The organism is Acinetobacter sp. YT-02, from assembly GCF_002412355.1.
In the GTDB taxonomy this organism is placed as follows: domain Bacteria; phylum Pseudomonadota; class Gammaproteobacteria; order Pseudomonadales; family Moraxellaceae; genus Acinetobacter; species Acinetobacter towneri.
On record NZ_NOZT01000019.1, the window covers coordinates 33,671 to 56,207 of the forward strand.

General features: G+C 42.0%; 22 protein-coding genes, 1 rRNA gene and 1 pseudogene. 14 read left to right on the plus strand and 10 right to left on the minus strand.

The window, feature by feature from the left end; translation table 11 throughout:
* Positions 1 to 112: 112 nt before the first annotated feature.
* Positions 113 to 1,051 carry a DMT family transporter gene (locus CF596_RS07140; RefSeq protein WP_096901725.1) on the plus strand — a complete coding sequence of 313 codons (939 nt, stop codon included), beginning with the start codon at positions 113 to 115 and terminating at the stop codon, positions 1,049 to 1,051.
* Between the two features lie 146 nt (positions 1,052 to 1,197).
* Here CF596_RS07140 and CF596_RS07145 read toward each other — a convergent pair whose 3' ends face one another.
* Positions 1,198 to 2,445, minus strand: a complete 1,248-nt coding sequence (locus tag CF596_RS07145; RefSeq protein WP_096901726.1) for a YihY family inner membrane protein — start codon at positions 2,443 to 2,445, stop codon at positions 1,198 to 1,200.
* Between the two features lie 114 nt (positions 2,446 to 2,559).
* Between CF596_RS07145 and wrbA the strand changes: the two genes are divergently transcribed.
* Together wrbA and CF596_RS07155 are read left to right on the plus strand one after the other, a co-directional pair.
* Entirely contained in the window at positions 2,560 to 3,156 is a 597-nt protein-coding gene (wrbA, locus tag CF596_RS07150) for an NAD(P)H:quinone oxidoreductase (protein ID WP_096901728.1), read from the plus strand.
* Between the two features lie 288 nt (positions 3,157 to 3,444).
* A complete protein-coding gene (locus CF596_RS07155; protein WP_096901730.1) occupies positions 3,445 to 3,636 on the plus strand; it encodes a hypothetical protein in 192 nt (63 codons plus the stop codon).
* Positions 3,637 to 3,700: 64 nt separating this feature from the next.
* Here the strand turns inward: CF596_RS07155 and CF596_RS07160 are convergent, their stop codons facing one another.
* From CF596_RS07160 to CF596_RS07175, 4 genes are all read right to left on the minus strand, one after another.
* Positions 3,701 to 4,099 (minus strand): hypothetical protein, encoded by a 399-nt coding sequence (locus CF596_RS07160; RefSeq protein WP_070155254.1) that lies wholly within the window; start codon positions 4,097 to 4,099, stop codon positions 3,701 to 3,703.
* A 261-nt stretch (positions 4,100 to 4,360) separates the two neighbouring features.
* Positions 4,361 to 4,936 carry a xanthine phosphoribosyltransferase gene (locus tag CF596_RS07165; protein WP_004976172.1) on the minus strand — a complete coding sequence of 192 codons (576 nt, stop codon included), beginning with the start codon at positions 4,934 to 4,936 and terminating at the stop codon, positions 4,361 to 4,363.
* Between the two features lie 128 nt (positions 4,937 to 5,064).
* Positions 5,065 to 5,778 (minus strand): DUF3108 domain-containing protein, encoded by a 714-nt coding sequence (locus CF596_RS07170; RefSeq protein WP_019836925.1) that lies wholly within the window; start codon positions 5,776 to 5,778, stop codon positions 5,065 to 5,067.
* Positions 5,779 to 5,923: 145 nt separating this feature from the next.
* Complete coding sequence (locus tag CF596_RS07175) at positions 5,924 to 6,598, minus strand: hypothetical protein (protein ID WP_096901732.1); 675 nt, start codon at positions 6,596 to 6,598, stop codon at positions 5,924 to 5,926.
* A 274-nt stretch (positions 6,599 to 6,872) separates the two neighbouring features.
* Between CF596_RS07175 and CF596_RS07180 the strand changes: the two genes are divergently transcribed.
* Positions 6,873 to 7,730, plus strand: coding sequence for a TonB family protein (locus CF596_RS07180; protein WP_171324895.1), 858 nt, complete (start codon positions 6,873 to 6,875; stop codon positions 7,728 to 7,730).
* Between the two features lie 212 nt (positions 7,731 to 7,942).
* On the opposite strand, the gene ybeY is transcribed toward CF596_RS07180, so the two are convergent.
* From ybeY to miaB, 3 genes are read right to left on the minus strand one after another with little or no spacing between them, the layout of a single operon-like run.
* Complete coding sequence (gene ybeY, locus CF596_RS07185; RefSeq protein WP_096901736.1) at positions 7,943 to 8,425, minus strand: rRNA maturation RNase YbeY; 483 nt, start codon at positions 8,423 to 8,425, stop codon at positions 7,943 to 7,945.
* Between the two features lie 43 nt (positions 8,426 to 8,468).
* Positions 8,469 to 9,542 carry a PhoH family protein gene (locus CF596_RS07190; protein WP_096901739.1) on the minus strand — a complete coding sequence of 358 codons (1,074 nt, stop codon included), beginning with the start codon at positions 9,540 to 9,542 and terminating at the stop codon, positions 8,469 to 8,471.
* A gap of 39 nt (positions 9,543 to 9,581) precedes the next feature.
* On the minus strand, positions 9,582 to 11,036 hold the full coding sequence (gene miaB, locus CF596_RS07195; protein WP_096901741.1) for a tRNA (N6-isopentenyl adenosine(37)-C2)-methylthiotransferase MiaB: 1,455 nt from the start codon (positions 11,034 to 11,036) through the stop codon (positions 9,582 to 9,584).
* A 358-nt stretch (positions 11,037 to 11,394) separates the two neighbouring features.
* Here miaB and CF596_RS07200 point away from each other — a divergent pair, with 358 nt between their 5' ends.
* From CF596_RS07200 to CF596_RS07225, 6 genes and pseudogenes are all read left to right on the plus strand, one after another.
* Complete coding sequence (locus tag CF596_RS07200) at positions 11,395 to 13,281, plus strand: lytic transglycosylase domain-containing protein (protein ID WP_171324901.1); 1,887 nt, start codon at positions 11,395 to 11,397, stop codon at positions 13,279 to 13,281.
* A 106-nt stretch (positions 13,282 to 13,387) separates the two neighbouring features.
* A complete protein-coding gene (locus CF596_RS07205) occupies positions 13,388 to 14,035 on the plus strand; it encodes a ribonuclease I (protein WP_096901758.1) in 648 nt (215 codons plus the stop codon).
* Between the two features lie 204 nt (positions 14,036 to 14,239).
* Positions 14,240 to 15,226 carry a malate dehydrogenase gene (locus tag CF596_RS07210; RefSeq protein ID WP_019836931.1) on the plus strand — a complete coding sequence of 329 codons (987 nt, stop codon included), beginning with the start codon at positions 14,240 to 14,242 and terminating at the stop codon, positions 15,224 to 15,226.
* Positions 15,227 to 15,467: 241 nt separating this feature from the next.
* A pseudogene (locus CF596_RS07215) lies at positions 15,468 to 16,678 on the plus strand (YeeE/YedE family protein).
* Positions 16,679 to 16,883: 205 nt separating this feature from the next.
* Positions 16,884 to 17,132, plus strand: coding sequence for a DUF2789 family protein (locus CF596_RS07220; protein WP_096901745.1), 249 nt, complete (start codon positions 16,884 to 16,886; stop codon positions 17,130 to 17,132).
* A gap of 164 nt (positions 17,133 to 17,296) precedes the next feature.
* Positions 17,297 to 17,554, plus strand: a complete 258-nt coding sequence (locus tag CF596_RS07225) for a DUF2789 family protein (protein ID WP_026438086.1) — start codon at positions 17,297 to 17,299, stop codon at positions 17,552 to 17,554.
* Positions 17,555 to 17,616: 62 nt separating this feature from the next.
* Here CF596_RS07225 and CF596_RS07230 read toward each other — a convergent pair whose 3' ends face one another.
* Both CF596_RS07230 and CF596_RS07235 read right to left on the minus strand, forming a co-directional pair.
* Complete coding sequence (locus CF596_RS07230) at positions 17,617 to 18,144, minus strand: hypothetical protein (RefSeq protein WP_019836939.1); 528 nt, start codon at positions 18,142 to 18,144, stop codon at positions 17,617 to 17,619.
* 85 nt (positions 18,145 to 18,229) lie between these two features.
* Entirely contained in the window at positions 18,230 to 18,832 is a 603-nt protein-coding gene (locus CF596_RS07235) for a 2OG-Fe(II) oxygenase (RefSeq protein WP_096901747.1), read from the minus strand.
* Positions 18,833 to 18,948: 116 nt separating this feature from the next.
* On the opposite strand from CF596_RS07235, the gene rlmJ reads away from it, so the two are divergent.
* The 4 genes from rlmJ to CF596_RS07255 all read left to right on the plus strand — a co-directional run.
* Positions 18,949 to 19,806, plus strand: a complete 858-nt coding sequence (rlmJ, locus tag CF596_RS07240) for a 23S rRNA (adenine(2030)-N(6))-methyltransferase RlmJ (protein WP_096901749.1) — start codon at positions 18,949 to 18,951, stop codon at positions 19,804 to 19,806.
* A gap of 42 nt (positions 19,807 to 19,848) precedes the next feature.
* A complete protein-coding gene (pssA, locus tag CF596_RS07245) occupies positions 19,849 to 20,673 on the plus strand; it encodes a CDP-diacylglycerol--serine O-phosphatidyltransferase (protein WP_096901751.1) in 825 nt (274 codons plus the stop codon).
* 40 nt (positions 20,674 to 20,713) lie between these two features.
* Positions 20,714 to 21,796 (plus strand): DUF6670 family protein, encoded by a 1,083-nt coding sequence (locus CF596_RS07250; protein WP_096901754.1) that lies wholly within the window; start codon positions 20,714 to 20,716, stop codon positions 21,794 to 21,796.
* Between the two features lie 458 nt (positions 21,797 to 22,254).
* Positions 22,255 to 22,537 (plus strand): 16S ribosomal RNA (locus tag CF596_RS07255); the annotation flags it as partial.

The following is a 22,537-nucleotide window of genomic DNA, read 5'->3' on the forward strand; positions in this document are numbered from 1 at the left end:
CACATAATGCCAAAACTCCTCAAGTACTCAATGATGTTGAATATCCAAAAGATTTAGGTTGAGTCCGCTGCTTACTTTAAAGTCTATTTTTTATCTCAGATCAGGTTCAGCCATGAGTTCACGCCAAGCACTTGATGCAAAAGCCAGCAGTATGATGCTAATTTTGTGTGTTTTTTGGGGTCTGCAACAAGTGGTGCTAAAAGTTGCTGCGGCAGATATTTCACCCTTGATGCAATTGGCACTGCGTTCAGGCTTGTCTGCTGTGATGGTGTTGCCTTTGTTATTGCTTGCAAGAAATACACAATGGGCTTCGACTGAATATCTGCCTGCAGGCATATTGGTGGGTATTTTATTTGCCGCAGAATTTTTTATGTTAGGGCAGGCGATTCAATATACTTCTGCGTCGCATGTGGTGGTTTTACTATATACCGCGCCTATTTTTGTGGCTTTAGCGTTGCATTGGAAACTACCTGCAGAGCGTTTATCTCGCTTGCAATGGGGCGGGATTCTGTTGTCTTTTGCTGGCATAGCGGTGACTTTTTTATGGCGTGATACTGTGCAACAAGAGAGCCACCAAAACTTCAGCCAGATGCTTTTTGGCGATTTACTTGCGCTGAGTGCAGGCATACTTTGGGCAGCCACAACTGTTGCGGTACGTCTAAGTAGTTTATCGGAAGCCCCTGCAACACAAACTTTGTTTTACCAATTGATGGGTGGTTTTTTGATTTTACTGCCGATGGCATGGTGGATGGGACAGGCTGAAATTCATTGGACAGCTTTAGCCATAGGCAGTTTGATTTTTCATGCGGTATTGATTTCGTTTATTAGCTATCTCGCTTGGTTTTGGTTGCTGAAACAATATTTAGCATCCAGTTTAGGCGTGTTTTCATTTTTAACGCCATTATTTGGCGTATTGTTTGGTGTATGGTTGTTGAATGAAAGCTTGAGCCAAAGTTTTATGATTGGGGCTGTTTTGGTCATGCTGGGGGTGTTGATGGTGAATGCTCAATGTTGGTTTAAACATAAAACCCAAGTACTAAAAAGAAAATAAGTATTTGCAGCTTTTCCATGAACTTGAGCAAGACTCAACATCAGCAATGTTGTCATGTAAAAATCATCTTCAAATAACCTAGTAGCTCAATACGGGTTTAAATTTGAAGATGGGTGATATTTAAAATCTAGCGAGCGCGTACAAGATTATTTTTCTTCAAAAATCTTAGAGAGCGGAATCGACAATTTGGCAGCCAAATAGTCATCGGTTTCACTGAGTACGGGGCCAAGTTTTTGCATCCATTCATCATCAGGATAGACATTGGCCAAGTCCTGACGACGTGGCAATGAATACGGTAGCTGTGAATAAAAACTCCAAAAATCTACCTGAGATAAATTGCGCACCAAAACAAATTCATCATTTTCAGTACGTTTAATTAAATTTTGTTGTTCTAGCATCAGCACATAAGACGGCCAGCGCCCAATTTCATTACGTCCCAATACATCTAAGGCTTCAGCTTCAGAGACACTTTCTCCGCGCATTTGCTTTTTATAAAACAATTCCAGCAAGTCCATTAACATGAGCAACGGGTGGCATTTTTTCTCGCGTCTGGCTTCAAAAGCGGTCAGGGCAAAACTAATTTCAACACCCAAAAGCACAATATTCCAAGACAGAAAAATCCACAGTAAGAAAATAGGTACGGCAGCAAATGCACCATAAATAATTTCATAACTGGTGAAGTTGGACATAATAAAACCAAACAGGTTTTTCAAACATTCAAATACAACAGCACTGAATATTCCTGCAATTAATGCTGCTTTAATAGGTACGCTGCGATTGGGAATGGTCCAGTTCAGAATAAAAAAACCCAAAATGGTCAGTGCAAATGAAATCAGCCATAAAATAAATGCGCCATTGAGCTCATAACCTGCAAAGTTATTACTCAGCACATTCATAGAAGCCAAAGTTGAGGAAATGACAAAAGCACTGCCTAGTAAAATAGGGCCTAGTGAGATAATGGTCCAATAACGCATAAAACCTACAATGCCGCCACGGGTTTCCTTCACCCGCCATATTCGGTTAAACACAGTTTCAATACTAGTCAGCATCATCACCGTGGTCACAAATAAAAACAAAATCCCGATGATAGTTAAATTACTGGATTTGTCGGTAAAGGCATTTAGGGCTTTATCAAAGGCGATGGTGGTTTTAGGTAAAAAATTGCTGTAAATCAATTGTTGTAATTGTTGCCGTGCGGGTTCGAGTGCCTTAATGGATGAGATGATCACCAAAAACACAGTGAGCATGGGTACAACGGCAAACAGGGTGGTGTAGGTTAAAGAGCCTGCTTGTTCACGGCAGCGATCTGCTTCAAAGCGACGCAGCACAAATAAGACAAATTGAAACCATTGTTTGTCATAAAAAGGCAGTTTCTTTAAATATTCAACGATCATACAGTGGCTGTCTCAACTTTTTTAATCATCTTTATCTGTTTTCATGGTTAAGCTTAACCAAAAAAGCAGCAAAATACCGTATAGTTTTCATTTTTAGTCTGATTTCTTAGCATGATGCAAGCATATATTCTAGTTTTGTACTTTAGTAAATATGGTTCTACCAAAGAAATGGCACATTTAATTGCCAACGGGGTAGAAGCCAGTGGCATGCCCGTTAAAATTAGAACTGTGCCCAATATCTCTACAGTGGTGCAACAAGCAGAGCCAAGTATTCCTGCCGAAGGTGATATTTATTGCACTTTAGAAGACCTAGCAAATTGTGCAGGTTTGGCTTTGGGTTCGCCTACACGCTTTGGCAATATGGCATCAGAAATGAAATATTTCTGGGATCAAACCACCAGTCTCTGGCTGAATGGCGCATTGCACAATAAACCTGCCTGTGTTTTTACCTCATCGGGTTCGATGCATGGGGGACAGGAAAGTACCTTATTGACCATGTTACCGCCATTATTTCACCACGGGATGATGATTATGGGACTGCATAATGCACATCCTGCTTTATCGAATACGAAAACGGGAGGCACGCCGTATGGTGCAACGCATGTGAGCGGCCCACGCCACGATCAGGCGTTGAGTCAGGATGAAAAAATCCTCTGTGAAGCGCAAGGACAACGCCTAGGTGAAATGGTAAAAAAATTACAGGGCATGTGAGATTCTTTTTTTGATCAAAATGAAGCGTAAAATGTGGATATCGTTTTACGCTTTTATCTTTTTTTTCTTAAATTCGATTGGCTTATGTAGCATTGAGCCTGCTAAAAATAAGTTCACTTTTCACTTAAAATCACTATTTGCAGTGATATTCAGTTTTTTTCTTTTCACGTCTAATAACCGCTTTAAAAGCAGAGTTTTCTGTCACGGTTCACGCAGCAATTTTTGTGCAGACAGATGTATTGAGCACAACGGACTGCTGTAAAAATGAGAGATTGAGGAAAAGTGAAAATGAATAAGTGGATGCTGATTGGGTTAAGTCTATTGAGTTTAGGATACTCATGGTCGAGTGTTGCTGCGACTGAAATTGTGCATAGTCTGAGCTTTCCAGAAGAACAACGTATTGAAAAACAAGCTGCGGAAGCACAGTATTTAGCGGCAGAAAAGCCTGTGATGACTTCTGCAAGCAGTACTGCAAAATAAAAAAAGATGTAATCAAAAAAGTGCTGCCATGTGCAGCACTTTTTTTGAAATTGATTTGGGTTGCTTAGAGTGGCTTGGCTGTTTGAATTTTTTCTTTAAAGCGGTGTTTGCACTTGAGGCATTGAAAATCCAGAAAAATATTCTGATCGACAATTACACCTGCTTTTTTACCAAAGCGATGCCCAAGAAAACCGCCTGTGATTCCCACACTAATTGCCCCGACAAACGTGCCAATCGTGCCGCCCATAATTACGCCCAATGGTCCTGCGGCAGTACCGATTGCCGCACCAATAGAAGCTCCTGAAGCTGCGCCGCCTACTGTACCTGCTGCCGTACCTGCAGAGCCTAATAATACGCCACCAATTTTTTGTAAGTTTTGTTCATGGTTGCGTTTTTCAACTTGAGTTGAACCACATTTCGGACAGGTGATACTGTGTTGCATCAACGGATTGTCTTGTGTCATGACTGTAAATTGCCTTCTGCTCATGCCGCATGCATCAATGCACGCAGACGATCTAAAAAGTGCTGTCTAGAGCTGCAATCAGAAAAACTAGACTGCTGAAATACTGTTATTTCAAGTGCAGCATGGCGTAGCACCACAGTTTTGTAAATAAAATATATGTAAATGAGTTGTTTAAGTTTAAAAAAAGCATAAAAAAAGAGCGCCTAAGCACTCTTTGATCATCGGGTTTAAATGATGAACCAACATCAGTTTTAATCGACCTTAATCGCGTACAAATTCAACTGTACCGTTTGCCAAAGACTTTACTCGTGCCAATGATTCAACGCGATAGCCTTTTTCAAGCAGTAATTCACGACCCGGCTGGAATGACTTTTCAATCACAATCCCAATACCTACGACTTCTGCATTAGCTTGATGGATTAAATCTGCTAAACCGAGTGCAGCTTGACCATTTGCCAAAAAGTCATCAATCACCAAGACTTTGTCGCTAGCGCTAATATGTTTGTTTGAAATGGCAATCGTACTCTCAGTTTGCTTGGTAAATGAAAATACTTTAGAGCGATATAAATCATCTTTTAAGGTTAAAGATTGATATTTACGTGCAAAAATGACAGGAACGCCAAGTTCTAAACCTGCCATCACAGCTGGTGCGATGCCAGAAGCTTCGATAGTAATAATTTTGGTGATGCCTGCATCTTTAAACAAACGCGCAAATTCCTGACCAATTTGCTGCATCATCACTGGGTCAATTTGATGGTTTAAGAAAGAGTCGACTTTTAGAACCGCTTCGGATAGAACGATACCTTCGGCTAAAATTTTCTGTTCTAGTGCATGCACGGGAGAATCCTCAAGGGCAGGTGCTTTTTAAAGCAAAAGCGTATTTTAAAAAGCACCTGAAAAAATGCAAGAACAATTTATCAAAGGATGAATAGCTGCCATGCTGTGCTCAGCCGCTATATTCTAAATTAGCTGGTTGGACCTTTATAGCCTGTGAGCAATAAGCCATAAGACTTGTCTTTGTCTTGGTGGGTGACTTTTACAGGCAAGTAGTCAAGTTTAGGTGCCAACCAGAAAATCGTATCACGGTTCGGTTTGTTGTGTTTTAGCACCACTTTAATCGTGTCAAAAGTACCGTAATTGGTTTTGATCTTTTCGGCACCTTGTTTAATAAAGCGACGTGATTCAACCTCGCTATGGTCGGCAATATAGTAGCTCGATTTTAAACCGCCACTTTTTAAATCTTCACGGATTTGCAGCTCTGCATTCAACTCATCCAACACGCCCGCTTTCCACGCAAAAGAACGGGTATCGCCGTCCTTTTTGGTGTTAATAGTTTTCGCCGAAGGATTGAAATTAATACTCATGGTATTGTTATGAACTAAAATCTTACTGCTGCGGCTGAAGCTAGATGAGCCAATTTTGCCATCATTAAAACTAAAACGACTAGTTTCTGTGGCAGAAGCGATTACGCCAGCTTTAGCAGCAAACACATAACTCCATTGGTTACCTGTTTTGCTTAAAGTTCGTGTTGCAGAACCTAAGTTCTTACCATTGTAATTAAATTGATAACTGGCTTGGAAAGGACTCATGGCAAATGTTTGGCTAGAGAAACCAGCCATGAACAGTGCTGTAGACACACTGGCTGCCATACCCATTTTTTTCAATACATGATTTGCCATTGCTGAGATATTTCCTCTGTAAATAGGGAGATGCAATTTACTTGCTTACTGCCATTATAGGTGTTGAATATGAAGAGAAGATTAGGAAATATGCGGTAAGTGTCGTTTTTCTGTACGAATTCTCTTGCAAAGTTTTAGTCTCGCTTTATTTTTGTTTCAGCGGTGTGACTTGGGTATCTGCAAGAGAGTCTTCCACATTATCTAGTTTTTCTTCAGACATTTTGCGGAACAATGCGGTCAAATTGACGTTGCCAGTCAGGACCAATTCCGCTTCGCGTAATACCGCATGATTCACATGAACTTTACTGAGTGTATCAATGATAGAGCGGTTTTTACCTAACCAGCGATTTAAGTCTAAATGCAGTAAATCATCTTTGACTTTAATAACTTTGAGTTTTTCCAAAATCATGCCCAAAGGGTCATCATTGCGTATTTTTTGATAGTAAAATAAAGCACACTTAACCACAATTTTATGTAAAAAGCTTGGATAACTCGCCTCAATGACCTGCGTGTCACTAATTTGTTCAAACACGATGAGCTGAGTATCTTTATTCAATTCCATCAGCACCAATTTTAAATCGACAGATAGAGTAATATTCAAACCGTTATAATCTAGGGTTGCGTAAAGACGTAACCAATCGTCGTGTAAGTCTGCGTGCAGATCTTGCAACATTTTCACATTATCGGTCACAAAGCGTTGAAAAGTCGCATTTAAAAAGACCTGAGATAATGGAATTTCACGTTCATCCTCAATAAATCCTTCAGCTTTTTGGTACACTTGACGGATACGTTGAGAGATATTGGTGATCAGGGTTTGCATACGGCAGTCCAAGTCGGTCATTTATTCTTTACAGATACAAATATTTTGTCGAATTGTATTAAAAATACAGGCATAGAAGCTTGCAGTTTAACAAAATAAGTTGCACCATTTTTAAGATTTAAAGCTCAATAGTCAGTTTTTGATGAACTTTGCAGTTTTGCATTAAAGCAAAAACTAAGCAAAGTTATAATGCTCTTTAGTTTATACCGCATTTGGCGGCTTGGGGAATCAGACGTTTTGTCGGATTAATGTGATGCTAAAAAAAATTCAATTGATGCCTTCTACGCAAGATTGGTGGAAAGATCCTATTTTTGCTGCAGCGTTGCTGGTGGCTGCTGTACTGCACGCATTAATTTTGGCAGTGCAGTTTGCTGCACCACAACAAAGCGATGCTGCGGTCAAGGAAATTGCGGTATCGGTACGCATGAGCGATGCAAAAGTTGAAGATGCAGATTTCTTAGCTCAAGCCGACCAGCAAGGTTCAGGTACATTCCGTGAACAACATCGCATCTCGAGTGACATGCCTGCGCCCATGACCGAACAAAGTGCAGGGGAGCAGGAATTGGAAAGTTTAGAGCGTATGCAGCAACAGCGTGAATTAAACTTTGAAGAAAAAGTGTTGATGACCACGCTCAGTTGGCAGAAACAGGCGGCAGAAAATCAGCGTAAAAAAGCCATGCAGGAATTGAATAGTCAGTTTCAGGCCAAGGCGGCCATGGTTGCAAGTATTGAGGCACAATATTTACAACGCCAACAAAACTTTAGCCGTCAGCAAAAAATTAAAACCATTGATGGAATTCAGGCCAAGCAAGACAACACTGCGGGCTATATGGAAAAATTCCGTCAAAAAGTCGAGTTTTATGGCAACCGCTATTACCCCGAACAGGCCAAAGCACAGAATTTAGCGGGTGAGGTGCGTTTAATGGTAGTTTTAAACAGCAATGGCGGGATTCGTGCCATTCGTTTAATTGAAAGTTCAGGTCATGCTATGTTGGATGAAGCAGCCAAAACTTCGGTACGCAAAGCTGCACCTTTTGGTGCATTTGATGCGAAAATGAAAGATATTTCGGAATTGCGGATTGTGCGAACGTGGCGTTTTGACCCTGCCGAAGCTGAGTTTGAGGTGCGCTAGTTTTTCCCTCTCTCTGGCTCTCTCCCAAAGGGAGAGAGGACTTTGTGGACAAGTAATAAGAATCTACTCTCTGCTTTACGCAGCAATGTTCTTCTGGTATTTAGCAATCATGGGACTCTAATGAATGTTCTCCCTCCCATTGGGAGGGAGTAGTTTTAAACAAAAAAGCGAGCCTTAGCCCGCTATTTTTATGATTTTCTAAAACTTAAAATTCAATCTCTTTCCATGTATGGATTATCCAAACCCAACTTGGCAAGAATCTCTATTTCTAAAGCTTCCATTTCTTCGGCATCTGTATCTGATGTTTCATGATCATAACCCATAAGGTGTAACGTGCCATGTACCAACATGTGAGTGAAATGCGCCAATGGTGTTTTGGCTTGTTCTGCAGCTTCCTGCAAAACCACAGGAATACAAATAACCAAATCCCCAATAGGGAAGCTCGGCAAAACTTGTGCCATTTCATCGGGTAAATCGCTTGGGAAAGACAAGACGTTGGTAGATTTGTCTTTTTTGCGATATTCCAGATTGAGCTTGTGACTTTCGGCATGATCGACACAGGCAATTCCAATTTCACAATCACTTTGAGTGTCTATATGTCTTAAAGTGGTTTCGACTACTTTTTTCAGATAGGCACGTTTTAACACCAGCTCAGGCGCTTGAATGTCCTGTTGCAGGCTGAGACTTAATTTCAAAATGAATCCTTAATACTTCAGTAGGTTGCAGAGCGCACAGCGATTAGTGCTGTGCATCTGCTGCGGCATCATTTTCCGCAATTAATGCTTCCTGGCGCGCTTTACGTTCTGCACGCGCTTCGGCACTTAAACGCTGTTGCTCACTGTCCCAGCCTTCATAGGCTTCAACAATTTTCTGAACCAGCTGGTGACGCACGACATCACGAGAATGGAAACGAGTAATATGAATTTCAGGGATTTTATCAATCACACGTAAGGCATGTGCCAGACCAGACTGCTGACCACGTGGTAAATCCACCTGAGTCACATCACCAGTAATCACTGCACGTGAACCAAACCCTAAACGGGTCAGGAACATCTTCATCTGTTCAGGCGTGGTGTTCTGGGCTTCATCCAAAATCACAAAAGAGTGGTTGAGGGTACGACCACGCATATACGCCAGTGGTGCAACTTCAATCACTTGACGTTCAATCAGCTTAGCAACTTTTTCAAAGCCGAGCATTTCATACAGGGCATCATAAAGGGGACGCAAATACGGGTCAATTTTCTGGGTTAAATCACCCGGTAAGAAGCCCAGTTTTTCACCCGCTTCAACCGCAGGGCGCACCAATAGAATCCGCTGGATTTCATTGCGTTCCAACATATCTACGGCAGAGGCAACAGCCAAATAGGTTTTACCCGTACCTGCAGGGCCAATACCAAATGAAATATCACTTTGCAAAATACGTTGCACATAACGCTTTTGGTTGGCACCGCGTGGATTAATGCGCCCTTTGCGGGTTTGCAACCAAACAGCATCCAATCCAGTATGCTCTTGCCCATCATCCGATTGTAATTCACGGTCAGTCTGACTGCCCTGAATCATCATGTGGAGCGTGTCTGCACTAATTTGTGCAGAGCTTTCCGCTTCTTCATGCAGGCGTTGCAAGAGCGTTTCGGCTCGTTCAACTGCATCAATTTCCCCATCTATAAAAAAGGCGTCACCACGATGAGAAATTTGGACGTCTAGACGTTGTTCGATTTGTTTCAAATGTCCGTTATAAGCACCGAGCATGCTTTTTAGACGTTCCATTGAAATGCCAGGAAAAGTTACTGTACGTCGAATCGCTGCAGTCAAGAGAATTCCTTAATCTGTTATTGGACTTTAGCTCCTACATTACGCCACGTCAGGCTCAAGATTCAAGAGTTCACCGTAAACTAAATTCAAAGTTTTAATCTCGGTAATCTCAATCTCCGCAAAGCGTCCGACCCAAGCAGGGTCACCAATAAATGTTACTAAACGTGTATTGTCGGCCGTACCCACTAAAATGTTCGGGTCTTTGTCGGAAACATTTTCAATTAGGACACGTTGTACCGTCCCAAGCATGGCATCGGTCTTATCAATACTAGATTGTTTGATCCATTGCTGAACTTTGGCCAAACGCTCCTTTTTAACATCTTCAGGGGTGGTGTCTTCGAGTTCCGATGCAGGTGTTCCCGGACGTTTTGAGTAGATAAAACTATAAGAATGGTCAAAATCCATATCTTGAATAAACTGATAAGTTTCTTCAAAGTTTTGATCGGTTTCACCCGGGAAGCCAATAATAAAGTCGCTAGATAAGTGCATGTCTGGGCGTACTTTACGTAACTTGGCAATCTTGTCGATATACACATCAATGGTGTGGTTACGTTTCATGGCTTGTAACACATCATTCGAACCACTTTGCACAGGCAAGTGTAAATGCGACACCATTTGCGGTAAATCACGGTAGCATTGAATCAAATCATCATTAAATTCAAGCGGGTGTGATGTGGTGTAGCGAATTCGTCCAATGCCAGGTACTTCGGCAACCAAACGCAGTAAATCGGCAAAAGTACAAATTTTACCGTCAAAAGTTTCACCGCGATAGCCATTTACGTTTTGACCGAGCAAGCTAATTTCACGCACGCCTTTTTCGGCCAAAGTCGCAATTTCAGCTAAGACATCATCTAAAGGACGTGAAACTTCTTCACCGCGCGTGTAAGGCACTACGCAGAAAGAACAGTATTTTGAACAGCCTTCCATAATCGACACAAAAGCTTTAAACCCTTCAACACGCGGTTCAGGTAAAAAGTCGAATTTTTCGATGTCTGGGAAAGAAATATCCACCAGTTTGATTTTTTCTTTCTTTGGTTTTTCGACCTGATCGTGGTGTTGATCAAGCAATTGCGGTAAACGGTGTAAGGTTTGTGGGCCAAAAATCATATCCACATACGGGGCACGCTTTTGAATGTTGTCACCTTCCTGAGAAGCGACGCAACCGCCTACGCCAATCACCAAATCAGGATTTTTTTCTTTCAGCTTACGCCAGCGACCTAATTCAGAAAACACCTTTTCCTGCGCTTTTTCACGAATCGAACAGGTGTTCATGAGCAGAATATCGGCATCAGCAGGGTTGCTGGTCAGTACATAGCCGTGAGAATCGCCTAAAAGGTCTGCCATACGGTGACTGTCATACTCATTCATCTGACACCCTTGCGTTTCGATATACAGTTTTTTGACTGAACCGTCGGCTGGGGTGTGCTGTGGCTGGGTAACAGTGTTTTCTGAGGCAGCTTGGGCACCATTGGGGATGAAGGTTTGAACCGTCATGTAGGCTCCTAAGAGATAGTTCACTAAATCGTTTAAAAAAATAAACGTCATTAGACAAAAGAAAGGCGCATATTTTAGCAGGAATTCACGCTAAACTGACAGCCTTAAATCAGCACAACAGCTGATTGAAATATGAAGAAATTTGTTTGAACATGAGTTCTAAGATTAATAGTGTCTAATCAGAAGGTTACATAACAGAACACAACTGCGGTTCTAGACTAATTAAACTAAACCTAAAGATGAGATGCGGACCTCGAGGCGGAAGTAAATGACTGAAGGCAAGCGAATGCTGCAAATGATGAAACAAAATAATAAATTAACGAAAAAGCTTGTGCTAAGTCTGGTTTCGCTTGCCGTGATGACGGGTACGCATGCCGCAAATGAACAGTTTAATGATGCACTGCGTGCAGCCAATTCAGGTGATGTCGATTTATTGCAGCAGTATCAATATGCCATGCAAAATGATGTATTGGGCTATTATCCTGAATATTGGTCATTAAATACCAACCTTGGTATGCAGCCTGCCACTGCTATTATCCAGTTTGCACAGAGCCATCCACAATCAGCGATGGCAGAAAAACTCGCAGCCGATTACATCGAAGAAAAAGTGAAACAGGCCGATTTTAGCAGTGCACAACCTGTGCTTGCCTATGTGAGTAATGCTGATCAGGCCGAAAGCTGTGCCATGGCACAAGTTCGTACCCGTTCGGGTGATCCTTTGGTGGTCGCGGAATTTAAAGATGTTTGGTTGACCACGAACTCACAACCTGAATCTTGTACAGGTCTAGGTCGAATGATGCTCTCTAGTCCAATTATGACTCAGCAAGACAAGCAGCAGCGTTTGTGGGGACAACTGCGTGCAGGGCAGTCCGGGCAAGCTTTGGCGACTGCGCAAAGTTTAGGTATGAATCTGAGTTTGGCACAACTGAACAGTATTCAGGCCAATCCACTGAATTATTTATGGTCGGCCCCAAAAGCCAGCAATGAAGATCACGCTTATTTAATTTATGCCATAGGTCGTTTGGCTGACAGTGATCTGGATTCGGCCTTGTCTTCACTAAAACGGAGTGCAGAGGGTACACCCGATGCCGTACAAAAAGCGTTGCACCGTGCAGTAGGCTATATTGGTGGCACCACGGTGATGAAAAATAATTTCAACCGTGAAGTGTTAAGCGCCTTAGATGCCAGTTATGGCTTGCCATTTAGCCCCGAAGAAGCAGAAATCTATGCCCGACAGGCCATCCGCTTTGGTGCATGGGAAAGTGTGATTCGTGCAGTAGACAGCATGAGTGTGACTCAGAAACAAGAAGACCGTTGGCAATACTGGTTGGCTCGTGCCTCAGAACAACGTGGTGATGCAGCATCGAAACGCAGCGCGCAAAATATTTATAAACAGTTGGCACAGGGCGATGATTATCACAACTTATTAGCAAAAGATCGTCTTGGGCAGCGTTACAATGCCATTCCAGTAAATAGCCAGCCGACAACCAATGATTTACAGCGTTTAAATCAGGATATTCACTTTAACCGTGCTTTTGCCTTACGTGAAATTAATGCGCCCGCCAATTATGTGAATCGTGAATGGAACTGGGCAGTACGTCAGGCTTATTTAAGACAGGATGATGGTTTGATTTTGGCAGCTGCCAAACGTGCGACCGATATGGGGTGGTACGACCGTGCGATTTATGCGGCAGACCGTACTGTGAATAAGCACAACTACAGTTACCGTTATGCAATGCCACACCGTAATTATGTGGTGAGTCATAGTCAAAATGCAGGTATTGATCCTGCTTGGGCTTATGGATTGATGCGTCAGGAAAGCCGTTTTAATACCACTGCACGTTCGCATGTCGGCGCAGGTGGACTGATGCAAATCATGCCCGATACGGCACGTTTGGTTGCACGACAAATGGGTGAAACTTATAATCCTGCCGCGCTGAGTGATATGAATACCAATATTCGTTATGGCACATTTTATTTGTCGACCATTCATAGACAATTAAGCAATAGCCCTGTGCTGGCCACAGCAGGATACAACGCCGGGCCAAATCGTGCACGCCGTTGGCAGCCAGAGTTTCAGCAAATTGCGGCAGACCAATATACTGAAAGCATTCCTTTGTTGGAAACACGTGACTATGTGAAACATGTCATGACCAATGCCACGCACTATGGTGTGCTGTTGGGGCAGGGTGGACAATCAATGAGTAGCCGTATGCAACATATTCCATCTCGGAATACACCTTAGGAAAATGTTACAAGTGATACAGTTAGATGATCATGCGTGTTGATATATAGATGCGTGAGTCATTGGGTGTATAAGAATTTAGGGGGCTGAAGCATTGAAAATGTGGATGAGTACAGTTTTACAGCCAATTCATTTTGCATTGCTCAGTTTGGGTGGTGCAGCTTGGGTCATGTGTACACAAAACGCATTTTCAGCTCCTGTGCAAGGCTATGTGATGTCGGTTCAAATGACTCCAGCCGTATGTTTGATTGATTCTACCAAAAGCAAAAAGCGTAAATGTTTAGAAGGCTACTCACTGAATATTGAAGGCTTATATCCTGAAGTTGCTGCGCGTGAGTGCAGCACTCAGTCATCGGCGAAGTTGCCGCCTTTACAAGCTAAAGTGGTGGCGCGAGTCATGCCTGATGAAGCTGCACGGATACAATTGTGGCAAGGTATTGGCGGCTGTGTGCCCATGAATGCCAGTCAGTATTTTCGCATGATTATTAATAATGCAGATCGGATGAACGTGCCTTCGGTATTGACAGGCCAAGACACGCAGACGGTGCAATTGTCACAACTACGGAGTTTGTTTCTCAAGTCCAATTCAGGTATGTCATCAAAAAGCGTGCATTTTCAGTGCTCTAACCATCAAGGTAAAAGTTATTTAACTGAAATCAAAATTTGTTATAACACCGCAGGACGCTATAAGCAGTGCGGTGCAGCGATTGAATCAAATTGCCCGAATCAGTTTGTCATTAAAGGTTCTTACTAGTTTGCTAGGTGACTGTAATTTCTGAATTTTAAGCTTTTTGAGAAATTTTATTCATATTTTCTATCAGACTTTTGTGGAATTTGATGCGCTTTTGCATGCATCCGCTGAATGATTGGAGTACAATCTTTCGCGTTTATGATTATTAAGATTAGATAGAACAGCTATTTAATCGCATTGACTATCCTCTCAATTGGAGATAATTACATGAAGCAACCTGTTCGCGTTGCCGTTACTGGCGCTGCTGGTCAAATTGGTTACAGCCTATTATTCCGTATCGCTAGCGGTGAAATGTTGGGTAAAGACCAACCAGTTATCCTTCAATTATTAGAAGTTCCTTTTGAGAAAGCTCAAGCTGCGCTTAAAGGCGTAATGATGGAACTTGACGACTGTGCTTTCCCATTATTGGCTGGCATGATCGGTACTGATGATCCTAAAGTGGCATTTAAAGATGCTGACTACGCGTTATTGGTTGGTTCTCGTCCACGTGGTCCTGGTATGGAGCGTGCTGACCTTCTTAAAGTAAACGGTGAAATCTTTATTGGTCAAGGTCAAGCACTTAACGAAGTTGCTAGCCGTGATGTTAAAGTTCTAGTTGTTGGTAACCCAGCGAACACGAATGCTTACATCGCAATGAAATCTGCTCCAGATCTTCCAGCGAAAAACTTCACAGCAATGTTACGTCTTGACCACAACCGCGCGTTAACTCAACTTGCTCAAAAAGCTGGCGTTGCTGTTTCTGACATCAAAACAATGACAGTTTGGGGTAACCACTCTCCAACAATGTATGCTGACTACCGTTTTGCAACTGCAAATGGAGAAAGCTTAAAAGACAAAATCAACGATGCTGAATGGAACAAAGACGTATTCCTTCCTACAGTTGGTAAGCGTGGCGCTGCGATCATCGAAGCACGTGGTTTATCTTCTGCTGCATCTGCTGCAAACGCTGCAATTGACCACATGCGTGATTGGGCGCTTGGCACAAACGGCGAATGGGTAACTATGGGTATTCCTTCTGACGGTTCTTACGGTATTCCTGAAGGCGTAATGTTCGGTTTCCCTGTAACTTGCGAAAATGGCGAATACAAAATCGTTCAAGGTCTTGAAATCGACGAGTTCAGCCGTGAGCGTATCAACTTCACGTTAAACGAACTTGAAGAAGAACGCGCAGCAATTGCTGACATGATTAAATAATTTAATCTGCTAGATTAAGTTAAAACTCCTTCGGGAGTGATGCCAGTCAACCTAAAAGTTGACTGGCATTTTTTTTGCGCTTGATTTTATCTTTGCAATTAAAAGCCTATCATCAGCTAAGCTCATATTGCTTATCAAATATCAGAATGGATAAGCGACTATAAAATAGGTCGATTGACCTGCACGGTAGGGGAAATTGCTTAGAATACGCGGGTTTCCTTTTTTAAATCTTCTCTCTGTCATGTCAGTTATTGTTGCAAGTGCCCATAGATCGAATGTTTCGGTTTGGGTGGCTTTTATCTTACTTGTTGTCGGTACTATCGGCGCCTATCAAATCGTGGGTCTAAATCAAGCACTGTTATTTTTAATTGGTGGTGCTTTGGGGATGACGTTGTATCACGCCTCTTTTGGTTTTACTTCTAGCTGGCGTGTGTTTATTAAAGAACGTCGTGGTCGTGGTTTGCGGGCTCAAATGATTATGCTGGGCTTGGCGGTGTTTTTGTTCTTTCCTGCTTTAGGTGCAGGTGAGTTGTTTGGCAATCCCGTCAAGGGCAATGTCAATCCTGTGTCGATGTCGGTCATGATTGGTGCTTTTATTTTTGGTATTGGCATGCAATTGGGGGTGGCTGTGCATCGGGTACGCTATACACGGTAGGCGGTGGCAGTGCGCGTATGTTGGTTACGCTATTTTTCTTCTGCTTAGGTTCACTGATTGCCACTTCGCATTTAGATTGGTGGTTTAATCTGCCGCATTTGGCGCCAATCTCGATTGTCGAAAGTTTTGGGGTGATTCCTGCACTTATTCTAAGCTTTGTTATTTTTGCTGTGATTGCTGCCGCAACCGTGTTTTTTGAAAAGAAACGTCATGGCAGTTTAGAAGTCGAGCCGCAAAGTCAGTACCATGGTTGGAAGCGTTTCCTCAAAGGTCCTTGGCCGTTAATTTGGGGTGGGCTTATTTTAACGCTGCTGAATTTTGCTACCTTGGTATTGGCTGGTCGTCCGTGGGGCGTGACTTCTGCGCTTGCAGTTTGGGCTGCAAAAGTTGCTGTTTTTGCGGGTGTAGATGTAAGCGCTTGGGATTATTGGCAGCAGTCAGGCAATGCTAAAGCATTGGCAAATTCATTGTGGCATGACATCACCTCTATGATGAATTTTGGCATTATGTTGGGTGCATTGCTTGCTGCAAGTTTGGCTGGAAAATTTGCCCCGAACTTTAATATTCCACGCCGTTCACTGGTTGCGGCTGTTATAGGTGGCTTATTACTTGGTTATGGTGCACGTTTGGCCTACGGTTGTAACATTGGCGCATACTTTAGCGGAATTGCTTCGGGCAGTGTGCATGGTTGGTTATGGCTAGTATTTGCATTTATGGGGAATGCCATTGGTGTGAAATTGCGCCCAATCTTCTTTCCAAATGAAAAGCTACAGCCTGAAAAACTAACAGGTTGCTAACTTTTAATTTAAGTAGATGAAAGCCAGTCGGTTTACATTGACTGGCTTTTTTGTTGCCTGTCATCGTGTTAAGAATATTGAGTGGGATGCTTTAGGTATATCGCATCGTACAAAAAATAACATGCTGCAACTCGGCTGCTGCTGAATTGCGGCTCGAAGCAGGTTAAGGTCATTAAAAGTACAAGACGAATCAAAGGAGGATGCCATGTTTGACCAACAACCGACTTTAGAACTGTTATTTCAACAATTGGGTCTAGATGCTGACGATGCAGCAATTGATCAATTTATTCGTGAGCATCAATTACCTGCAGAAACCAAATTACACTGTGCTGAGTTTTGGACGGAAGGGCAGCGCCAATTTTTGCAAAGTCACTGGAAAAAAGATGATGATTGGGCCATTGTGATTGAAACCTTAAATGAGCAATTACATAGCGATCAACATCCGAGTGTTTAATCGGTATTTAAGTTAAATCAAATACTTTTCATCTAAAAAGCGCCAGTAAACTGCGTGCTCACAAAAAGATACAACAAACCCAGTCGGAAGACTGGGTTTTTTATACAAAGTGTTATAAGTTGGTTGAATAAGGAATTACAACGAAACTAATAAAAGGGGGCAAGGTGCTCATGCAAAATACTCCATCATTAGCCATGTTATTCAGCCAACTCGGTTTAGCCAGCAGCCCTGCAGCCATTGAACTGTATGTACGTACGCATCAATTACCTGCACATATTAATTTACATGAAGCGCCGTTTTGGAATAAATCACAACGTGAATTTTTAATCAGTCATTTGGTACAAGACGATGATTGGGCCATTTGGATTGATGAACTCAATCAACAATTGCATTTAGATGCTTATCGTTTACAAGCTGTTTAGGTTTAAGTCATCGTCATATTTAATATGTTTTCATTAAAAACGCCTCAGAACGAGGCGTTTTTTTAATGCATTCTGCTTTTGAGAATTTGTTTAAACCAGACTTCGGTTTGATAGGCGTTAAAGGCAGGGTGAATTTGTAAGAGTTCCAAATCAAATTCGGCAGTTTTACTGTACTTGCCTAACCAGTGGCGACACAGTGCACTTTCATTTTTACTGGCGCTGGCATAAGCCAAGAAAAAGAAAATATCTCCATGTGCATAATGAGTCATGGCTTTTAAAATTTGTTGGGTAATTAAGGCGTATTTTGCATCGCGGGTCAGCTCAAAATACATCATATAGGCTTTGGCCAAATGCAAAGACAAATTGATATATAACGTCACTGGCATTTCTTCAAATTCAACCCGACCTTGTTCTAACAGCACAATGGCTTCTTGCAAAAAGTAAATCTGTTCTTGGCGTAACTCGCTCAAACTCACCAATTGTAAGCGTAAATCGGCACGTTCTAATGCCAATTCAGGCGTATTACCTTGTAAAAAAAGTTGGTCGGTTTCCCCAATACGTTGAATAAGCTGTTGAGTCGAGTTGCGCATGGGTGAATTCCTGATAGCAATATTTGCTCTACATCGGGGCAAATTTACAGTTTTAAAGCCAATAATTTAAAAAAGCGGTCTATCTTTACCAAAGTTGGTTGCCGCTGCGTAGCCATGCAGTAATAGAAAGTCGTTGCTGTGTCGCAGGCAAAACTTCATGCAATAAATCACTTTGGAAAATTGCAATCCGATTTGGGCGTGGTTCTATAATTTGCCATGCTCCATGTTTGTCTTGTAAACGTAGTTGTCCACCCCAATCTGTCTGCCATTCAGGGTGTAAATAATAGACAGCAGAAATCACCCGATCATTTTTTTGTTGTGGGTTATCGCGGTGCAAGGCATAAAAAGAACCTGCTTGGTAGCTGGCAAAATGCGCTTCGACCACACGAATCCCTAAATAAAATGCCTGATTGAATTGTTCGGCCAAAGTCAAAAGGGTTTGGGTATGTTGTTGTGCAATGCTTAAATTTTCGTGAATCCATAAAATATGATCACTGCGAATTTTGCTGACCACACCATTTTGAATGGCTGCTTCACGAAATTGATCTAAATTTTGACTACACTCTGCTAGAACTTGTTGTTGATATTCGGGTGAATAAGCATCATCAATTATTGCAAAACCATGTTGATCCAAATCTTCAAGAATTCGATCAACATTCCAGGACTTTGGGAGAAGTGTAGCGTCCATATAAAATACTCAGAAAAAGATGAAATTGAGAGTTGGCTATTTTAGAGGAATACAAGCTCCTGAATGAAACTTTTTTTCATGCTAAAATAGCGGTTGATTTTAGGAATGAACCAAACATGAATTATCGTCACCATTTCCATGCGGGCAACTTTGCCGATGTCATGAAGCATGTTTTATTGCTGCAAATTTTGACACGTTTAAATGCCAAAGATAAACCTTATCGCTATGTCGATACACATGGCGGTGCGGGTAAATACGACTTATCTTTAGCACCTGCACAAAAATCGGGTGAATTTTTAAATGGTATTCATCGTTTAGTGAAACTAGATGATTCAATCAAACGTCAGGCACCAGAAGGTGTACAGCAGTATTTAAAACTGGTTGAAGCAATGCGTGAAGTGGATGGGCAAGGTGCATATCCAGGTTCGCCGTGGTTTGCTTTACAAGGTATGCGTGACATCGATAAAGCGACTATTTTTGAAATGCAGCGCGATGTATTCCAGCAATTACGTCATAACATTCGTGACAAGCGCGCAGGTTTACATGAGCGTGATGCTTACGAAGGTTTATTGGGCGTCATTCCACCGAAAGAAAAACGCGGCTTAGTGATGATTGATCCACCGTATGAATTAGAACGTAAAGATTTCCCACAGTTGGTAGAATTATTGGCAGCTGCACATAAAAAATGGCCAACAGGCGTATTTGCGGTGTGGTATCCAATTAAAGACCGCGCCATGATTGAGCGTTTTGAAAAGAAAATGTTTAAAACAGGGATTCGCCGTCAACTCATTTGTGAAATTTGTGTATGGCCTGACGATACTCCTGTGGGTTTAAACGGTTGTGGTTTGTTGGTGATTAATCCACCGTGGAAATTCTCTGAAGATGCAGATGAAGCCTTGCAATGGTTGTTCCCACACTTGCGTATGCAAGAACACGGTGGACATGCTGCAGTGCGTTGGTTAGTTGGCGAATAAAAATTTAAATTGACGTTCAGGTTACAGTTAGGACACAAAATAATGACAAACACATCCAAGCCCGAAGGAGAATATAGTTCCCGTGATCTTGAGCATGACGGAATTACATTTGAAGTGGTGGAAGAAGAACATACCCGTGAAGGGCAAAAGGTGAAACGTCGTGGTATCTATCTGTGGCCAAACCTGATTACCACGGCAGCCTTGCTGTCGGGCTTTTACTCCATTATTGCGAGTATGAATGGCGAATTTAGCCAAGCCATCTATGCCATATTTCTAGCGGCATTGTTTGATGGATTAGATGGTCGTGTGGCACGTGCCATTGGTGCTCAAAGTCCATTTGGCGAACAGTTTGATTCATTATCCGATATGCTCGCTTTTGGTGTTGCGCCTGCGATTTTGATGTATAGCTGGAGTTTGCACGATTTAGGTCGTATTGGCTTGGCGGCCTGCTTTGTGTATACGGCTTGTGCCGCATTCCGTTTGGCGCGTTTTAATGTGCAAATTGGTGTGGTCGATAAACGCTACTTTATTGGTGTGGCAAGTCCTTTGGCTGCACTGATTATCGTGTCGTTGGTTTGGGTAGGTCGGGACTTTCCTGAACTGTATGATATTCGTGAAACTGGACTACAAATTATCAATGCTGTGATTATTATTGCAGTAGGATTATTGATGATTTCCAATATTAAATATTATTCATTTAAAACTTTTGACCGTAAGCGTGTGCCGTTTTTTGTATTGCCAATCGCAGTATTTATCCTTGCAGCCATGACGTACAATATCCCTGTAGGAATTTTAGTGATTTCAATTGTTTATGCGCTTTCGGGTTTTGTGACCACTTTTATGGCAAGAAAAAATGCAGTGAGTTAATTAGGCTTTCATAAAAGCATCAACTCACAAGGAGTTTGATATGCAGCTGTTTCAAGATTTTCTCGATCGTTCCAAACAACTCAATCAAACTCCTGCGGCAACTGCCAAACTGCCTTATCACGCCCTAAAACATCATTATAAGTTTATCTATCAGGGCTTAATTCTTCCTAACTTGCCTTCACCTTTACATTATCTCAACTTTATCGGCTTATTGGGCAGTCTAAATACTGCAATGCTGCGCCCTGAAAATGTGATTACAACTTCAGCTTTAGATACGGCCAGTATCTTATGTAGTAGCAGCCCACACATGGTGGGGCAGTCCAATCATTATTCAATACAACACGATTGCGTATTTACCGCACAGTATTTTCAGTTTGCCAATAAAGAACGCATTACAGGACATTTTCCGCAATTTCATATGCAACGTGAAGATAGCGAACTCAGCTTTGATTTAAAGATCACCACAAGCTCTACAATTTCATATTTCACCAAATTGCGAATGAATTTGGCAGAACATTGGTCTTTGTTATGTCAGTGTCAGGGAAGTGTGCGCTATAAAGATCAGCATTTCCAGATTGAGCAATTGGGCAGTTTTGAGTTTGCCCGTTCCATCCAGTTTCCTTATTTCGCTGTGGCATTTTTTTGCTATCAGGTGATTAATCTGAATGATCAGCAACAAATGATATTGCTACAAAGCCGTGATGTGTTGAATCGAATTTTGCAATCTCGAATCTATCTGCGAGATGCGAACACGGAGCAAACTCAAGTATTTGATGTGCAAGTACAATTTAATATTCAACGGGTTTATCCAAGAATAAAAACCCCAACAGGTCAGTGCATGTATTTGCCACGTGAGTTTGAATGGTGCTATCAAGATGAAGATGGCACCTCAATTCATCTACAAGCGCAGAGTCGTGGTGATTTTAAATTTGGGGCTGCGGCAGGTTATGTCGGAAGTTTTCAATATCAGTTGGCTATAAATGGTGATCAACAACAAGGTGAAGGCGGCTATTGTGAATATATCGACTGCCGCGCACTGAAGTGGCAAGAATATGATCAGCCAGAAAAAATGCCAGATGTAGTCCTGAATCCGGAACCTTTTATGATCAAGAAAAAGAAATAAACAATATTATGTAGAAAAGTGAAGTTTTTGCTGAATAAATAACCACTCGAACTGAAAAACGCATAAAACTTAAAAAGAGGGGTTGCTTGTTAAAATAATTGGCCTATAATGCACATCCATCGGCGGTGATGCAGATTAAAACTTCTGATAAAACAATGGCTTGATTGAAATTGATTGGGTTGAGTTTTAGAAAGTAAGTTTAAAATAATTTAAATTACCAGTTGACACTTTAGAAATAAAGCGTAATATAGCCGACCTAGCTTGATGCTGACGAAGCGTTGAGAAGATCATTAAGAGATTATGAAGAACAACTTGTGTGGATTTTTACTGATTGATTAATCGAAATTATTTTCATTGATTGATTGGTTTAAATTACTCGAAGTTTATTTGAGCGAAATTTAAGTCAGAAAATTGATGAGCCAGATTTGGAAGTTTAGATTAAAACTTCAAAATGATTTTAACTGAAGAGTTTGATCATGGCTCAGATTGAACGCTGGCGGCAGGCTTAACACATGCAAGTCGAGCGGGCGAGGTTGCTTCGGTAACTGAGCTAGCGGCGGACGGGTGAGTAATGCTTAGGAATCTGCCTATTAGTGGGGGACAACATTCCGAAAGGGATGCTAATACCGCATACGTCCTACGGGAGAAAGCAGGGGCTCTCTTGTGACCTTGCGCTAATAGATGAGCCTAAGTCGGATTAGCTAGTTGGTGGGGTAAAGGCCTACCAAGGCGACGATCTGT

Bases quoted from the DNA above. Each gene is read 5' to 3' on its own strand.
- CF596_RS07235 (WP_096901747.1), bottom strand. From the start codon at position 18,832: ATGGACGCTACACTTCTCCCAAAGTCCTGGAATGTTGATCGAATTCTT.
- CF596_RS07230 (WP_019836939.1), bottom strand. From the start codon at position 18,144: ATGCGCAACTCGACTCAACAGCTTATTCAACGTATTGGGGAAACCGAC.
- CF596_RS07145 (WP_096901726.1), bottom strand. From the start codon at position 2,445: ATGATCGTTGAATATTTAAAGAAACTGCCTTTTTATGACAAACAATGG.
- CF596_RS07155 (WP_096901730.1), top strand. From the start codon at position 3,445: ATGAATAAGTGGATGCTGATTGGGTTAAGTCTATTGAGTTTAGGATAC.
- CF596_RS07200 (WP_171324901.1), top strand. From the start codon at position 11,395: ATGACGGGTACGCATGCCGCAAATGAACAGTTTAATGATGCACTGCGT.
- CF596_RS07170 (WP_019836925.1), bottom strand. From the start codon at position 5,778: ATGGCAAATCATGTATTGAAAAAAATGGGTATGGCAGCCAGTGTGTCT.
- CF596_RS07140 (WP_096901725.1), top strand. From the start codon at position 113: ATGAGTTCACGCCAAGCACTTGATGCAAAAGCCAGCAGTATGATGCTA.
- rlmJ (WP_096901749.1), top strand. From the start codon at position 18,949: ATGAATTATCGTCACCATTTCCATGCGGGCAACTTTGCCGATGTCATG.
- CF596_RS07210 (WP_019836931.1), top strand. From the start codon at position 14,240: ATGAAGCAACCTGTTCGCGTTGCCGTTACTGGCGCTGCTGGTCAAATT.
- CF596_RS07180 (WP_171324895.1), top strand. From the start codon at position 6,873: ATGCCTTCTACGCAAGATTGGTGGAAAGATCCTATTTTTGCTGCAGCG.
- pssA (WP_096901751.1), top strand. From the start codon at position 19,849: ATGACAAACACATCCAAGCCCGAAGGAGAATATAGTTCCCGTGATCTT.
- CF596_RS07175 (WP_096901732.1), bottom strand. From the start codon at position 6,598: ATGCAAACCCTGATCACCAATATCTCTCAACGTATCCGTCAAGTGTAC.
- wrbA (WP_096901728.1), top strand. From the start codon at position 2,560: ATGCAAGCATATATTCTAGTTTTGTACTTTAGTAAATATGGTTCTACC.
- CF596_RS07160 (WP_070155254.1), bottom strand. From the start codon at position 4,099: ATGACACAAGACAATCCGTTGATGCAACACAGTATCACCTGTCCGAAA.
- CF596_RS07220 (WP_096901745.1), top strand. From the start codon at position 16,884: ATGTTTGACCAACAACCGACTTTAGAACTGTTATTTCAACAATTGGGT.
- CF596_RS07250 (WP_096901754.1), top strand. From the start codon at position 20,714: ATGCAGCTGTTTCAAGATTTTCTCGATCGTTCCAAACAACTCAATCAA.
- miaB (WP_096901741.1), bottom strand. From the start codon at position 11,036: ATGACGGTTCAAACCTTCATCCCCAATGGTGCCCAAGCTGCCTCAGAA.
- CF596_RS07205 (WP_096901758.1), top strand. From the start codon at position 13,388: ATGAGTACAGTTTTACAGCCAATTCATTTTGCATTGCTCAGTTTGGGT.